Annotated in this window: 10 protein-coding genes and 1 pseudogene; 7 read left to right on the top strand and 4 right to left on the bottom strand. The window is 41.5% G+C overall.

Annotated features, from left to right (window positions below; translation table 11 throughout):
• Positions 1-85 precede the first annotated feature (85 nt).
• The 3 genes from UQW94_RS14615 to UQW94_RS14605 all read left to right on the top strand — a co-directional run bounded on the left by UQW94_RS14615 (position 86) and on the right by UQW94_RS14605 (position 5483).
• Positions 86-1255, top strand: a complete 1170-nt coding sequence (locus tag UQW94_RS14615) for an efflux RND transporter periplasmic adaptor subunit (RefSeq protein ID WP_017634772.1) — start codon at positions 86-88, stop codon at positions 1253-1255.
• Positions 1256-1267: 12 nt separating this feature from the next.
• Positions 1268-4408 carry an efflux RND transporter permease subunit gene (locus UQW94_RS14610; protein ID WP_225466585.1) on the top strand — a complete coding sequence of 1047 codons (3141 nt, stop codon included), beginning with the start codon at positions 1268-1270 and terminating at the stop codon, positions 4406-4408.
• A gap of 145 nt (positions 4409-4553) precedes the next feature.
• Complete coding sequence (locus UQW94_RS14605; RefSeq protein WP_322142328.1) at positions 4554-5483, top strand: LysR family transcriptional regulator; 930 nt, start codon at positions 4554-4556, stop codon at positions 5481-5483.
• A 1220-nt stretch (positions 5484-6703) separates the two neighbouring features.
• Here UQW94_RS14605 and UQW94_RS14600 read toward each other — a convergent pair.
• Positions 6704-7602: pseudogene (locus tag UQW94_RS14600) on the bottom strand (LysR family transcriptional regulator).
• Positions 7603-7714: 112 nt separating this feature from the next.
• Between UQW94_RS14600 and eamB the strand changes: the two are divergent.
• The 3 genes from eamB (at position 7715) to queC (ending at position 9661) form a co-directional block, all read left to right on the top strand.
• Entirely contained in the window at positions 7715-8299 is a 585-nt protein-coding gene (gene eamB / locus UQW94_RS14595; protein ID WP_005388201.1) for a cysteine/O-acetylserine transporter, read from the top strand.
• 299 nt (positions 8300-8598) lie between these two features.
• Complete coding sequence (locus UQW94_RS14590; protein WP_005388200.1) at positions 8599-8937, top strand: helix-turn-helix domain-containing protein; 339 nt, start codon at positions 8599-8601, stop codon at positions 8935-8937.
• Positions 8938-9004: 67 nt separating this feature from the next.
• A complete protein-coding gene (gene queC / locus UQW94_RS14585; RefSeq protein WP_005377298.1) occupies positions 9005-9661 on the top strand; it encodes a 7-cyano-7-deazaguanine synthase QueC in 657 nt (218 codons plus the stop codon).
• A gap of 310 nt (positions 9662-9971) precedes the next feature.
• Here queC and queE read toward each other — a convergent pair whose 3' ends face one another.
• Positions 9972-10622 carry a 7-carboxy-7-deazaguanine synthase QueE gene (gene queE / locus UQW94_RS14580; RefSeq protein WP_053350378.1) on the bottom strand — a complete coding sequence of 217 codons (651 nt, stop codon included), beginning with the start codon at positions 10620-10622 and terminating at the stop codon, positions 9972-9974.
• A 216-nt stretch (positions 10623-10838) separates the two neighbouring features.
• Between queE and UQW94_RS14575 the strand changes: the two genes are divergently transcribed.
• Positions 10839-11648, top strand: a complete 810-nt coding sequence (locus UQW94_RS14575) for a Cof-type HAD-IIB family hydrolase (RefSeq protein WP_017821691.1) — start codon at positions 10839-10841, stop codon at positions 11646-11648.
• A 160-nt stretch (positions 11649-11808) separates the two neighbouring features.
• Here the strand turns inward: UQW94_RS14575 and UQW94_RS14570 are convergent, their stop codons facing one another.
• Positions 11809-13254, bottom strand: coding sequence for a bifunctional NUDIX hydrolase/phosphatase PAP2 family protein (locus tag UQW94_RS14570; protein ID WP_213906145.1), 1446 nt, complete (start codon positions 13252-13254; stop codon positions 11809-11811).
• 385 nt (positions 13255-13639) lie between these two features.
• Positions 13640-14971 carry a trypsin-like serine protease gene (locus UQW94_RS14565; protein WP_322142327.1) on the bottom strand — a complete coding sequence of 444 codons (1332 nt, stop codon included), beginning with the start codon at positions 14969-14971 and terminating at the stop codon, positions 13640-13642.
• Between the last annotated feature and the right edge of the window lie 143 nt (positions 14972-15114).

The following is a 15114-nucleotide window of genomic DNA, read 5'->3' as shown; positions in this document are numbered from 1 at the left end:
TTCGCTGAGGGCCTATTTACCCATAGGTACAATGAATACAATGCCGTTCCTTTTAGTATGAACAGAATCATTTAGGGCGCGACAAATGTTAAAGAAAGTTTTCGGCATTGGCCTTTTATCCGTTTTAGCTGCTTGTGCAGACGAAGAGATAACCAGACAACCTAATACTCCCTTACCTACGATAGACGTCTCCAAAGTCATCTATGAGCCCGTTCAATCGTGGTTCACCTTTACAACAAGGCTTCAAGCCCCAGAGAAAGTTTCTTTAATGCCACGCGTTTCCGGAGTTATTGAAACGGTAGAATTCAAAGACGGACAGAGTGTCAACAAAGGTGACTTACTCGTCACTCTTGATGATCGAACCTTCAAAGCTCAGGTCTCACGACTTGAAGCGCAAGTTAAGAGTGCTCGAGCTGCGCTAGAGCAAGCAGCAAACGAACAAAAGAGAGCCGCTCAACTGGTTAAGCGAAAAGCCATCTCAGCGGAACAAGCAGAGGCCCGAGATACCGCAGTAAAACAACGCTCTGCAGAACTAATGGCTTTGCGTGCTCAGTTAGAATCCGCAAAGTTAGATCTTGAGTTTACGAAGATATATGCCCCTATTAGCGGCACTATTTCAAGAGCATTCATTACTAAAGGAAACAATGTAAACGCAAATCAAAGCGTTATATCAAACATTGTCTCTAACGATCAGGTATATGCATACTTTGATGTCGATGAGCGAACTTGGAACCGTTACTTCTCGACAATCAATGCCGACTCTAACTTACCTACTCGTCTTGAACTATCTGGACAAAATGGGCAGGAGTTTTTTGGACGCGTTGACTTTGTCGACAACTCCATCAACGAAAACACCGGTACTTTGCAGGTTCGAGCGGTATTCGATGCAACAAAATCAAACTTAAAAGTGGGATCGTTTGGCCGAGTTCAGATATCAACAACCAAACCAGTTGAACGAGTTCTCGTTCCAGAGCGTTCTATTGGCACAGATCTAGAAAACCGCTTTGTATTAACACTCAATGAAGAGAATACGTTGCAATACAGCATCGTAACCTTAGGCGAACGTTACGGAACATTTCGTGCCATCGAGAATGGCTTGAACGCCGACTCAGTTATTGCGGTAAATGGCCCAGCAAAAGTTGGCCCAAATAGCAAAATCTCACCAAAAAATGTCACGCTAGATATCAGCAACACCTCATTGATTATGGCTTCAAACTCAACATCGTTGCCAAATAAACGTTTAGCTCAAGACTAAGAAGACAACCGAATGAAATTTGCACACTTTTTTATTCAAAGACCCATATTTGCCTCTATGTTATCGCTATTGATATTAATAGTAGGCGCAATTTCACTTTTACAGTTGCCTGTGAGTGAATATCCAGAGGTTGTCCCTCCTACAGTGGTAGTTACAGCAAACTATCCTGGTGCGAACCCAAAAGTAATCGCAGAAACAGTTGCTACGCCTCTGGAGCAAGAAATTAATGGTACAGAAAACATGTTATATATGTTTTCGCAAGCAACCAGTGACGGTAGAATGACATTGACCGTAACCTTTGCTTTGGGTACGGACTTGGACAAAGCTCAGGTTCAAATTCAAAACCGCGTCACTACAGCTTTGCCCCGATTACCAGAAGCCGTCCAACGGTTAGGAGTTGTTGCCGAAAAAGCCTCTCCTGATCTCACCATGGTTGTGCATATATATTCTCCAGATTCTAGCCGTGAAGTCAGTTATTTAGCTAACTACGCTAATTTAAACTTGAAAGATGAGATAGCTCGGCTCGGAGGCGTTGGTGATGTGCGCCTTTTCGGTGGTGACGAGTACTCAATGCGCTTGTGGTTAAATCCAGATGAGCTCGCTTCTAGAAATCTAACCGTAATGGACGTTGTCTCCGCCGTCCGATCTCAAAACCAACAGGTGGCAGCAGGCTCATTAGGTGCGCAACCAGCCGCTAATGAAAACCAATTCCAAGTTTTGTTGAACGTAAAGGGCCGCTTGGAGAATATTGATGAATTCAACGACATCGTAGTAAAAGTTGACGAAACAGGGGCTTTGACGCGTCTTAAAGACGTTGCACGCGTAGAGCTAGGTCAAAACTCTTATGCACTGCGCGCCTTGTTAAATGGTAAACCAGCGGTGGCGATGCCCGTATTCCAACGCCCTGGTGCTAATGCTATTGAGCTATCTAATCAGGTTCGTTCAACCATGGACCGTTTACAAGCAGCCTTTCCAACTGGAGTTTCATATGAAATAGCCTACGACCCGACCGTCTTTGTTCGTGGTTCGATAGACGCGGTGGTTCATACTCTGCTAGAGGCAATTGTACTTGTTGTTGTCGTAGTTATTTTGTTTTTGCAAACATGGCGCGCGTCTATCATCCCTATCATTGCGGTGCCTGTTTCATTAATCGGTACGTTCGCTGTAATGCAAATGCTCGGAGTATCGATTAACACACTTTCGTTGTTTGGACTTGTTCTCGCCATAGGCATCGTCGTCGATGACGCCATTGTCGTCGTCGAAAACGTGGAACGGAACATCCATAATGGTCTTGCACCACTAGAAGCAACGAAACAAGCAATGACCGAAGTTACCGGGCCAATTATTGCAATTGCATTAGTGTTATGTGCGGTGTTTATCCCGACAACCTTTATTACAGGGTTATCCGGTCAGTTTTATAAGCAGTTCGCACTAACAATTACGATCTCGACGATTATTTCAGCAATTAACTCGTTGACGTTATCGCCTGCTTTATCAGCACTGCTATTACAAGATAAGAACGCAAAACCCGATCGGCTAACCAAACTCTTGGATGCGGTTTTTGGTAAGTATGTTTTTGCGCCATTCAATAGAATTTTTGAGTATAGCTCGAACCAATATCAAGCTCTGGTCAAGAAGCTGATTCGTTTTAGCCTTGTTGTTGTGGTGGTATACATTGCGTTACTCGGGGGAACGGTTTCTCTATTCAAAGCGGTTCCTGGAGGATTCATTCCTCAACAAGATAAGCAGTATTTAGTTGCGATCGCCCAACTTCCAGATGCAGCAAGTTTAGATAGAACAGAGTCCGTTATTAAAGAAATGGAAAACCTCGCGCTGGCAACACCTGGCGTAGCACAAACCATTTCTTTCCCAGGCTTATCGGTTAATGGTTTTACTAACAGTCCGAATAGTGGCATCGTTTTTGTTACGCTTGAGGACTTCGATAAACGAAATGATCCAACTCTCGGAGCAAATGCGATTGTTGCATCTTTGAATAAGAGCTTTTCAATCATTGATGAAGCCTTCGTTGCGATTTTTCCACCACCACCAATCCAAGGACTTGGCTCAACTGGCGGCTTTAAGCTTCAAATCGAAGACCGTGCGAACAAGGGGTTTGATGAGCTCTTCAAGCAATTGAACTTGGTAATAAGTGAGGCATCAACAAGACCCGAGCTGATGGGATTATATTCCACATTTCGTATACAAGTGCCGCAGATGGACATCCAAATAGACCGTGAACAAGCTATGCTGCAAGGTGTTCCTCTAGAGCAGGTTTTTGATGCGCTTCAAGTTTATTTAGGATCGTTATACGTCAATGACTTCAATATGTTTGGTAGAACATACAAAGTGAATGCCCAGGCAGACATGAACTATCGTCTCGAACCTGACCAAATACTTAATTACAAAGTAAGAAATGCTGCCGGAAAAATGGTTCCTCTCGGCGCTGTACTGGAGATCATACCCACGATTGGGCCTGACCGCGTGATGCACTATAACGGCTACCCTAGTGCAGAACTAAACGGCAGTCCTGCTTTTGGTTACAGCTCTGACCAAGCCCAAACGGCTATTGAGGAAGTACTGGATCAAAACCTAGCAGAGGGAATGGTTTATGAATGGACTGATGTAACCTACCAGCAGATTTTGGCTGGTAACACGATGGTGTATATATTCCCACTTGTTGTTTTGTTAGTTTTCATGGTGCTAGCTTCGCAGTACGAGAGTTTAAAACTGCCATTCGCTATCATTTTGATCGTTCCTATGACCATTTTTTCTGCACTAGCAGGTGTTTGGTTCATTGGTGGTGACAACAATATATTCACACAAATTGCTTTGATTGTCCTTGTGGCTCTAGCGTGTAAAAATGCCATCTTGATGGTGGAGTTCGCTAAAGAACTTAAAGACAATGGCCAAGATACCTTATCAGCGATTTTGGAAGCATGTCGTTTACGTCTTCGACCGATTCTAATGACATCAATTGCATTTACCGCTGGTGTTATTCCATTAATGATTGGTACAGGGGCCGGAGCGGAAATGCGACAAGCAATGGGTATTGCTGTATTCTCGGGTATGGTAGGCGTAACGGTATTTGGATTACTACTCACACCTGTTTTTTACATGTTAGTGAGTCGAAACAAAAAACGTCAAACACTATAACCATAATATAAATACTCATTTAAATTCATACTAAAGGGAGCTATTGCTCCCTTTTCTTTTGGTTATTAAGTATATTAATAATTTCTAGACAGAGCAGTAGTTATACATGAAACTAATACGCTAATATCTAACGTGGATAAACATTGTGGATTTAGCAAATAAACTACACCTGCTTTTAGAAGTCTCTAAAGCTGGATTTTTTGCAAAAGCAGCAGATGGGATGAATATCGACCGCTCTGTTTTGTCTAAACACATCAAGCAGTTAGAAGAGCACTTAGGCGTTAGGCTATTAAACAGAACGACTCGCTCTCTTTCATTAACACAAGTCGGCCAGCAAATAGTAGAAAAAGCAGACCAAATATCTCAACTCCTTGATGATACTCAACAAATAGCGGAGAATTTTCAGACTGAGCCTTCAGGGAAAGTACGAATTTCAAGCTCAACATTATTTGGAAAACTCTATCTACAACCTTCGATAGAGAAATTTTTACATAAGTACCCAAAAGCAAGTGTTGAACTAATGCTAGATGATCTTCATGTAGACGTGATTAGAAGTAATTTTGATATTGCTTTTCGAATCGGACCTATGAGGGATTCATCAATGGTAGCAAGAAAATTAGCAAAAAATACGACTGCAATCATTGCTTCTCGAAATTTAATTGAAAAACATGGTAACCCAGAAACGCCTGATGAGTTAGTTAAGCTACCTTTTATTATTTATTCAAATGGTAATTTTATTGTCGATAAACTTAAATTCTACGACAAAGCAAAATCAGATGGTTTAGATACATACCCAATATCAGGGTCATACATGGTAAATGAAGCTGAGCTAATAATTGAAAGCGTAAAGTCAGGTCTGGGCGCTGCACTTATAGGTCAATTTATGCTTCCTAACAACCTAGAGTCTTCTAATTTAGTTCAACTTTTACCAGAATATGAAACTCAAGATTTTGGTGATATTTATGCCATGTACTCACACCGTCAGCAATCACCATTGGTTAGGGCATTCATTGATATCGTTCAAGAAGAAGTTGGCATACCACCAATATGGGAAAAGCATTTCAATAAAAGCTAGTTGATTCTATTTAATCAAAATTAACAGAAAATCAAATAAAATCAATAAGTTAAAACAGAAATGTTTAAGATCCATCGAAGTTTAATGTTAGGTGAATTAAGTTCCATTCTAAATGGCGCTTAATTCACTAAATATAAAAAATTCTTGATTTATAATACTAACAAATCCATCACCTATACAAGTTACGATGTATATTAAAGAAAAACACACCTCGGTCACTAGTTTGTTAGTATATAAAATATCTTATCTTATTTTTTTGGTTATTTATACGTTAGCAACGATTTATTTTAGCGTAAAAATGGACAAAAGCACATCGGAGAACTCTCTTATAGAAATGACTCAAATAGCATTTGTGCTTTTTTCATCGTTAATGTGTTTGTATAAATCTAAGGAGTATCTTGAACTCAAACACATATTAGTAATAATGTCTTCATTTTTTATGGTTATATTCGTTAGAGAAATGGACTACCACATAGAGCAGTATTTCTCTCACGGTTCATGGAAGTACCCTGCTTGGATTATAATAGTCTCGGTCTGTTATTTTTGTTTTAATAACATAGTTAACATAAAAAATGAGGTCAAACTTTTCATTTCTCATTCTAGCTTCACGACATTAACGATTGGCTTTTTCATTGTTTTCTTATTCTCACGCTTTGCAGGGTATGGTGATTTTTGGGTCGAGTTTATGGGGAACTCATATAATAGAGACGTGAAAAACTTGGTCGAAGAAAGCTTAGAGTTACTAGGTTACGCGATACTTTTAAACGGTGTTTTACTTATTAAAGTAGAAAACCATTAAGTATAAATAAAAGTTCATAGCTTGTAGTTCAAGCTTTGAACTTTTTTGGCTAAAAAAAAGCAGCAAATTATATTTGCTGCAAATGATGAAAAAACAATATGCGTAAGTTAACTTCCTAGCAATGGATGCGTTAACGAGGTAATAATAACGAACCGTAACAATTAAGTCTCGTTGAAAATAATCCATAAAGAATGGCATTTATTACACTGTTAATTATGTAATCTAATCTAGTTATCACACGCCGTCGTTTTTATATCTTATCTCTTTCCGTCAATAAATAGCTCTTCACATCAGATCCCATTTATCATCCCACAACAGTCGGATTCAAAACAAAGTAATAAAAATCAATAAATTAGAAGTAGCCACTTAAAAAATAAAAAGGAGTAAAAACGAAACTATATCAGATAGAACATATTAAAGATCACCGACTCTGAGTAGAAAGCCGTTCATACTCGTTACGCATACAATCAATAAAGACTTCCATCGCCGGCGTCACACACTTCCCAGCATGATAAGCGCAGAGTGGCTTGATCATCTGTGAAAATTCGGTGAACTCAAGCTCTTGTAAACTGCCCTCTTGCAACTCTTTTTCAACCGTAAAACGAGGTAAGTAAGAGATACCAATATTACTCTCAACGCAATTTTTGATCGTATTAATACTGCTAAGTTCGATCATGTTGTCGATGCTAATATCACGCTCTTGAATAATGCTCTCAAACATCTGTCGAAAAAGGCACTTAGGGCCATTGCTTATAAACCCTAAATCAATATGTTGCTCTCTCTTCTTTAAATCTAGCCCTTTTAAAGCGGTGAAGCAACCAATACCAATGGCTCCTGCTCAAACTCGTGGACCTTGAGCGTATCGTCATTACCTACTCGATAAAACACACCTAAATCAGCTTTATCCGCTATCAACTCATCTCGAATCTGATAGCAATTTTGTGATTGCAGAGAGAGTCGGACATTGGGCGCTCTGATCCTGAACTCTTTTAAAACATTAGCCATCTTATAAGCAAGTTGAGTCTCAGCAATCAGCACTTTCAATTCACCGGTCGGCTCCGAGTTTTCTTGCTGTGCTGTTCCCTCAATATTTTCCATCACTCGCGCCAGTTCATAGACGTAAGGCAGTATCTTTTCTCCTGCTTGAGTCAAAACCATCTTACGCCCTATTTTTTCGAACAGCTGCAGAGACAGATCTTGTTCCAACTGCTTGATTTGAAAGGTGACGGTTGATTGCGTGCAATAAAGCTTCTGTGACGCTTTTAGAAACGATCCTTCTTCAACAATAGCTTTAAAAGTAAGAAAGCGTTTTAGATTCATGACTAGACTCCACAACCAACAGTTCAATAAATTAAAAGTCTAAGTTTTAATTTATTCAATTTTTTAATCAATTGTAGCGAAGTATAGTGCAGTAAAAACAGGAGAGATAGAGATGACCGCCATCTACACCGCATTTTTTACTTACGTAATCATTACTTCAATTACACCAGGGCCAAACAACATTTTATCGCTCAGCATCGCGACGCAATATGGACTAAAACGCTCAACAAAAGTGATTTCGGGGATGTTTTGTGGCTATGTTGTTTTGATGCTACTTTGTGGCGCTTTCACGTATAACATGATCAGCCTCTTGCCCGTGATTACACCTTGGCTAACATGGATTGGAGCAGCTTATATTGTTTGGTTGGCTTGGGGGCTTGCTACGAGTGAGATCAAAACTTCATCGGATAATTCTAAAGGTATCAGTTTCTTAACAGGTTTCGGTTTGCAGTTCGTTAATGTGAAAATCATTCTTTATGGAATTACCTCTATTTCTACGTTCGTACTGCCCCACACTCAGAATATCTACTGGATCTTAGCGACTAGCCTCATTCTTGCTTTGATCGCACTTCTTAGCAACGTAGTTTGGGCCGTTGCAGGAAAGCTACTTCAATCGCAATTCCAGAGATATGGCAAAGTCATCAATATGAGCTTAGCAGCAGCTCTGATCTATTGTGCGACACAGTTATTTACTTAAGTATATAGTTGATCATCAAGAACAATATTGCTCTTCAACTTAGACGACTACGTTTATGTGAAGAGCAAATTCTGCTCTACAAATCGCTGCGGTTTCTCGTGCCCTTACTCGCTCCTTCATACGGCAGTTTTTGAAGAAGTAGGTTCAACGTCACTTAATCAACCTAAAGATACGAAATCTTTTTTAGTTTTACAGACACGGCCTTGGCGACCTCGGCAATAACTAAGCATTACTTAGTATACACAAATCAGAAAAACTAAGATAATCTTAGTCATCCAAGTCCTTCGTATGAACTTTAAGTGTTGTTTAATAACCCACTCCCAGCCCGCCTTAAGCATGCGCGTAAACAAGCGAATCTGTCCCAAAAAGCACTGGGCATCCGTATCGGCATGGATGATAGTTCTGCAAGTGCAAGGATGAATCAATACGAAAGGGAGCGCCATACTCCCGACGTAAAAACGCTCAAACTTATCGCAGATGAGCTAAACGTGCCTCTAAACTATTTTTTTTGTGAAGATGAAATCACCGCTGAACTTGCTGTGAATCTCCACAAGCTGTCAAATGATGACAAGCAAAGAGTGCTTGAGAGCACAGCCCAGCTGATTGCAGACGCAATCGCCACGAAGTCGAGTACGTAATTGGGATTAAACGCCTAAGAATACGTATCAATACCAAAGAATCAAAGAGCATAACTAAGGGTTCAACATGGCTACAACAAAAGCACTTGTGGTTTTTTCCGGTGGGCAGGACTCTACGACCTGCTTAATCGATGCATTAAATACATATGATGAAGTTCATGCTATAACGTTTGATTATGGCCAGCGTCATTCAGATGAAATAGATATCGCTATCGAATTAGGTAAGCAACTTAACATCAAAAGCCACAAAGTCCTGGATGTAAAATCAATTAATGAGTTAGCGATAAGCTCGCTGACAAGAGACAACATTCCGGTATCTAATGACTTAAGCGACGCTAACGTACCCAATACATTCGTTCCAGGGAGAAACATTCTCTTTCTTACTTACGCATGTATCCATGCTTACCAGCTTGGCATTCAAGACATCATTACGGGAGTTTGCGAAACAGACTTTAGTGGTTACCCTGACTGCCGAGACAACTTTATTCGCTCTCTAAATCTCTCTTGCAATTTAGGTATGGATAAAGCCTTCAATATTAAGACTCCTTTAATGTGGCTTACTAAAGCCGAGACCTGGGCTCTAGCTGATAAGCACAATATGTTGGAGTTTGTCCAAAACAATACTTTAACATGTTACAACGGAATCGTTGGTAAAGGCTGTGGTGAATGTCCAGCGTGCCTACTGCGACAAAGCGGCTTAGAAGAATACTTAGCGAGCAAATAGTCTTTGTTAGCGGTAATAGCGCTGGGATAAAACCTTTTGCGTTAGCTTCTAAACGTTTTATCTCAGCGTGAAACTCCAGCCAACAGAGCTTCATTTTGATGCCGCCAGATTGGTGGCATCAATTAAATGCGAAACGATTGTCGAACCAAAGATAGCACCACACCACAGCAGCCAACACTGCTTAGCTTTTACAACGCTATAAATTGTTTAGATACATCGACAATGATTCCATAGCAAAGCTACCAACGGCATTACTCGCGAAACCGGGATTAGATAGAAAAGCCACTTCGAATGATGACGAGCCTCTCGTCTAAGCAATACTCAAATATTTATGAGTTTGAACAGACAAACGCCAATTGCGGGCAATACACGTATCAATACACAATTGCGTAGCACGAGGCTTCTGGCTAATTGGTTGTAGTGCAATGATAGTCTCAGCCGCTACGTTCGCATTTGCTAAAAGATCATCAAGGTGGTCGATGTCTTTCTGGGTGCCGACTGGATGCTTAATCTCATTTGCCCGCTCTAACGCGCTATTAAGCACTGGTAATTTACCTTTCATTGCCACTTTTGGTGACACTGTCACCCACGTGTTTTCTGAAGTAATCACTTCTGATGTGCCACTGGTTTCAATTTGGCATTGGCACCCCATACCTTCAAACGCCTTTGTTAAAGGGCGCAGATCATAAATACAAGGCTCTCCACCAGTAATCACGATATGCTTAGCATTAAAGCCTTGCTGTTGATATTGCTCTACGATGTTCTCGGCAGATGCAACACACCACGTCGGAGAGTCTTCCGTTTTCACCAGAATATCGCCTATTTGACGTTGATCATTCTCATCTGCATACCACGTTTGTTTGGTATCGCACCATGAGCAACCAACCGGACACTCTTGAAGCCGAACAAAAACAGCAGGGACTCCAGTGAAAACCCCTTCCCCTTGGATGGTTTCAAACATCTCATTTAGCTTATACAACGCAGAACTCACTCAACTCATAACATTTCGAGGCGAAGACCATAATGGACACGCGTGTCTAGGTCAATTTAAACCAAAAATTAATTGTTAAAATAGACCATTTTGTAGTTTCATAGCGTAATGAATATAGGTTTCTGGTTAACGTTAAACCAAGCCTTATTCACTGACAGCTCCCAAAAAACTTTAAGGTAAGAAATGATGTATAAACTGATCGCACTAGATATGGATGGCACGCTACTCAATAGTGATAAAGCCATTTCTGAAGAAAACAAACAAGCGATCGCAAAAGCTCGAGAAGCAGGCGTTACTGTCGTTCTCGCTTCTGGTCGCCCATTAGAAGGAATGCAAGACAAGCTCGACGAACTGAATATCCATTCCGATCGAGATTTTGTTCTTTACTACAACGGTTCGATGGTCAAGAACGTAGGCACAAACGACATCATCCACCAGCAAATCATAGATGGTAAAGCTGCAAAATTGGTGGCGCGAAAAGCCGAAGAGCTAGGTGCGTACGTCCATGCTTTTAGTCAAGTTCATGGTTTAATCACCAACGAACACAACCCTTACACCGATATTGAAGCAAAGATAAATGGCTTAAATGTCACCGAGATGAACTTCGAATCACTAGAAGACGATCATCCAATCATCAAAGCTATGATGGTTGCAGAGCCAAGCAAACTAACAGAAGTTATAGCAGCACTGCCAGCTGAAATGCGCGAAGCGTTTACGGTTGTTCAAAGCGCTCCGTTTTTCCTTGAGTTTCTTAACCCTGCGAGCAACAAAGGTATTGGTGTTGCCGCAATTGCCGAGTATCTGGGAATTAAACCGGAAGAAGTTATCTGTATGGGTGACGCAGAAAATGACCACCACATGCTGAAATACGCTGGCCTTGGTATCGCGATGGCAAATGCAATGGAAGAAACCAAGCAAATCGCTGACTACATTACGGCAAGTAATGATGAGCACGGTGTCGCTAAAGCTATAGAAAAGTTCGTGCTCAATGCATAGTCCTTTCCGCCATGTCTGTTGCGTTAAGCTTCTTACGTTTAACATCCCTAGCCGTCCAAGATAGGCAAGCGGCGTTGTTCGTGGACTAAACGTGTAAAAGCCTTGCTGTAATGCAAGGCTTTGTTTTTACTTAAATACTAATAGATAACAAATACAGCCATCAATCTAGCAACGTTTTGCTCGGTTGGTTTTCACAAGTCAGCTTCCTTGCAAGCAGCATAAATAACAACATTAATAATGGATAATGTAACGTCGACAAGACTAATGACCACAAACCGCTAAACGATACGATATTAGCCGAGTACAAATAGAGTTGATCAACAAGCAACAATGCCAGCGTCACAAAGATCATCTGCCGAGTATCTAAATGTGCTTTCGACTCTTTAAATGTCATGACCAACGCTGATGCAGTGATTAAAATTGCTAGCCAGCGACCAAACACAGGTAATGGCCAGATGACGGAGATGACCGCTGTTGCCGCAGTCATAATGAACCAGACGCCTTTTGAGCTTAGAACTTGATCAACGTTCACATCTTGATTTGTTTCCAATCGAAGAACATGCCAAGCCACCAAGCTGCCTAACAGCGCGCCAAATAACATATCTAAAATAAAGGCACTGCCGAGGAAAAACTTACCTAACACCACTGTAAGAGTGATGAACACGAAGACTGCCGTTGTTCCATTCAAACCGAAATACTGGGTTCTATGAAACAAGAACGTCAGAACACAAAACCACACAGCGATAGGCAAGCTAGGAAAACTAAAGCCAAAGCTGTGCGTTAACTCCATCATTGGTATATAGACATGTGGGCGCGGTAACGAAAAGCCTTGTTGAGCGACAAGCACCATAAGCGACGTTGCACTAATTGCAAAAAAGAGTCGGTACACAAACCGGCTACCAAAGCGCATCATGGCAAAAGGAAATAGAAAGAGTAGTACCGTCGGTTCTGTCAGGTCTATAACCAGTTTCGAGATCTGACTAGCTACCTCGTAACTCGTTTCTGACAACGCCCCTACCCAACTCTGTAAATCTATCAGCCACGCCAATTCAACCTGACGAAATGAAGGCGCGGATTCGATCAACTGAGTCACATAAGATACTGATTGCTTGGTAGCTTGATCAAAAAACTGAGTGGCTTGTGGCCATTGCTCAGGATAACGATATAAAGATGATGGTAATTCAGATGGGCTAAGCAACATCGCTGACGCAACTTCTACTCCATAATGAGGGGCAAACCAAATAGGCAGTTCATTTCCACCTAAAGAATTATTCATAGAAAAAGCGATAATGTCAGAGTCTGATATACAGTCGTAAAAAACCGCAGTGTCCGTTCTGCCAAGCTCCTCTCCAACCGTAACCACTATACCGGTTTCTTCCCACGTTTCTCGTTGAGCAGCAACTTGTGGAGACTCACCATCAATGATGGTTCCGCCAGGTAGAGAAATCTTATCCGTTAATACTTCATGAACTAGCACTAACTTGTCATCAGCGCGAACAATACAGAGCGCTCCTTTAACTTCGCTCGCAGTGGCTTTAGCCGTAGAGATCGGTGAAACAGGTAACAAAATAAAACAAAGGATGAGTAATAACAGCTGTCTCAACACAAAATATGACCTTAAATAAACATAATGATAACCAATGAATCATGGCAGTTAATCTTATCTTTTTCGACAAAAATTAAGTAACGAGTTATGCCAAACTGAGTTGATCGCGTAAAACCTGATCTCAACGCTCACTGGAGAATAATTTAATGCAAACCTGACAAAAATCAGACAAAACATAAAATGTTGATCGCAATTCTGCCAGTTATATAAAGATAACGTCAGGACAAAGTCATACACATTTTGTGGGTTCTCATAGTTGACACAATAAAAAAGGGCTTATTATTCGCAAACAATAAACCCCAGTTATGGTAACTATGTACTGATCGTTGAAACCAAGAATGAATCTTATCTCATGGTCAACGACTCAAATTCACTGGCCCGATCGTTAGTTAGACGTGCAATTCTCATCCCCTACTTTTTGCCAAACACCCCAAGGCCCTGAGTCTGCTGGGTTATCACCTTGAGTCCACCACTGCGCTTGCCAAACTTTACCATTCCAAGTGACCGTATCTCCTTTGAGATACACTAAGCTGGCTTGCCATACAGTTGTACAGCTATCTGTGGGAGGCGTTGTCACCGTTTTCGCTTGAGCAGATACTAACGCTTGGTATTGTGTGCTGGTCTTATCAACGTTGAAGTTCAAAGCCACTCTTGCTTCTCCGCTCTGAGTAGCACCAAATTCAACATCAACACGACAACTTGCATTCATTGCTAACGTCGCCTGAGAGCACTGATCATTGGCAATAACAGCTGCATCAGTAACACCCGAAGCAAACGCGCGAACATTTTCCACAGTGAACGTGGTGTTCCCTGAATTCTGGATAACAAAGCTATGTTGCTGTAACTCCCCAACATTAAATGATGCCAGTGTCTGTTCGGTGGTGTATCCAACAGAAACATTCTGTTTTGGTGGTGTTGCTGTTCCGATAACACCATCGACAAAATTGCGCATAGCAGCGATATCGCTATAAACCCCATACATACCAGGACGAGCACAACCTATTCCCCAACTGACCACACCAAGTTGAGTAATTACACCACTGCGATTAATAACGATTGGACCACCACTATCTCCCTGACAAGAATCTATCCCACCTTGAGGAATACCCGCACAGAATGACACTTCTCCAACCGTTGTGTAGTTGCCACCGGCTTGACGGCAAGTCATATCCGACACAAGTGGGACGTCAACCTCTTGCAATCGAGACGGAGAGCTTCCTCCTTCAGAAGTTCGCCCTAAGCCAGCAACACTGAGCCAATCTCCGATGCTCGCGTATTGCGTTAGACTGCCATTCGCAATCTCAACTGAAGAAACACCTTGAGGCACAGAGTCGAGCTTCAATACCGCGAGGTCATGAGAAAGCGTCGCGCGGCGATATGCCGGGTGCATATGGATCTCACTGACGTTTGCACGAACACCGTCACTACCGTTATAAACAACGCCACCGATTTTAACCGCTATCTGATTCGGAGAATCACCCTCAACACAATGCGCAGCAGTCAGGACGTAACCATTCCCGATATAACTGGCCCCACAATATGATCGGTTACCATAACGACTAACAATTTGGGTGTAGAATTTCCAGTCACGTGGGTCGGCAGTTACTCCGCCTACGATCTGGGGTTGGATAGTGTGATTTTGCGTCTGAGACAAATCATCAGCACTTGCGAACATTGGCAAAACGGCTAAAGCAAGTAACGATTTTGTTAGTTTCAAAATATTGTCCTCTTGTTTTTGTAAGCACGATCCTCGTGCTACTAATAAACAAGCAGACAAAAACGCCGATACCAATGTGGGTGCATATCAATTTGTTAACATTGCGAGCAACTTATAGAGAAAAGTCTATTGACGAACTGAAT

Source organism: Vibrio sp. PBL-C16 (genome assembly GCF_034321865.1).
GTDB lineage: Bacteria > Pseudomonadota > Gammaproteobacteria > Enterobacterales > Vibrionaceae > Vibrio > Vibrio alginolyticus.
Note: the sequence above shows the minus strand (reverse complement) of the source record. Positions and strands in the feature narration are given on the sequence as shown.

Excerpts from the sequence above, each read along its gene's own strand:
- UQW94_RS14615 (WP_017634772.1), top strand. The coding sequence starts at position 86 with ATGTTAAAGAAAGTTTTCGGCATTGGCCTTTTATCCGTTTTAGCTGCT.
- UQW94_RS14610 (WP_225466585.1), top strand. The coding sequence starts at position 1,268 with ATGAAATTTGCACACTTTTTTATTCAAAGACCCATATTTGCCTCTATG.
- eamB (WP_005388201.1), top strand. The coding sequence starts at position 7,715 with ATGACCGCCATCTACACCGCATTTTTTACTTACGTAATCATTACTTCA.
- queC (WP_005377298.1), top strand. The coding sequence starts at position 9,005 with ATGGCTACAACAAAAGCACTTGTGGTTTTTTCCGGTGGGCAGGACTCT.
- queE (WP_053350378.1), bottom strand. The coding sequence starts at position 10,622 with ATGTTTGAAACCATCCAAGGGGAAGGGGTTTTCACTGGAGTCCCTGCT.
- UQW94_RS14575 (WP_017821691.1), top strand. The coding sequence starts at position 10,839 with ATGTATAAACTGATCGCACTAGATATGGATGGCACGCTACTCAATAGT.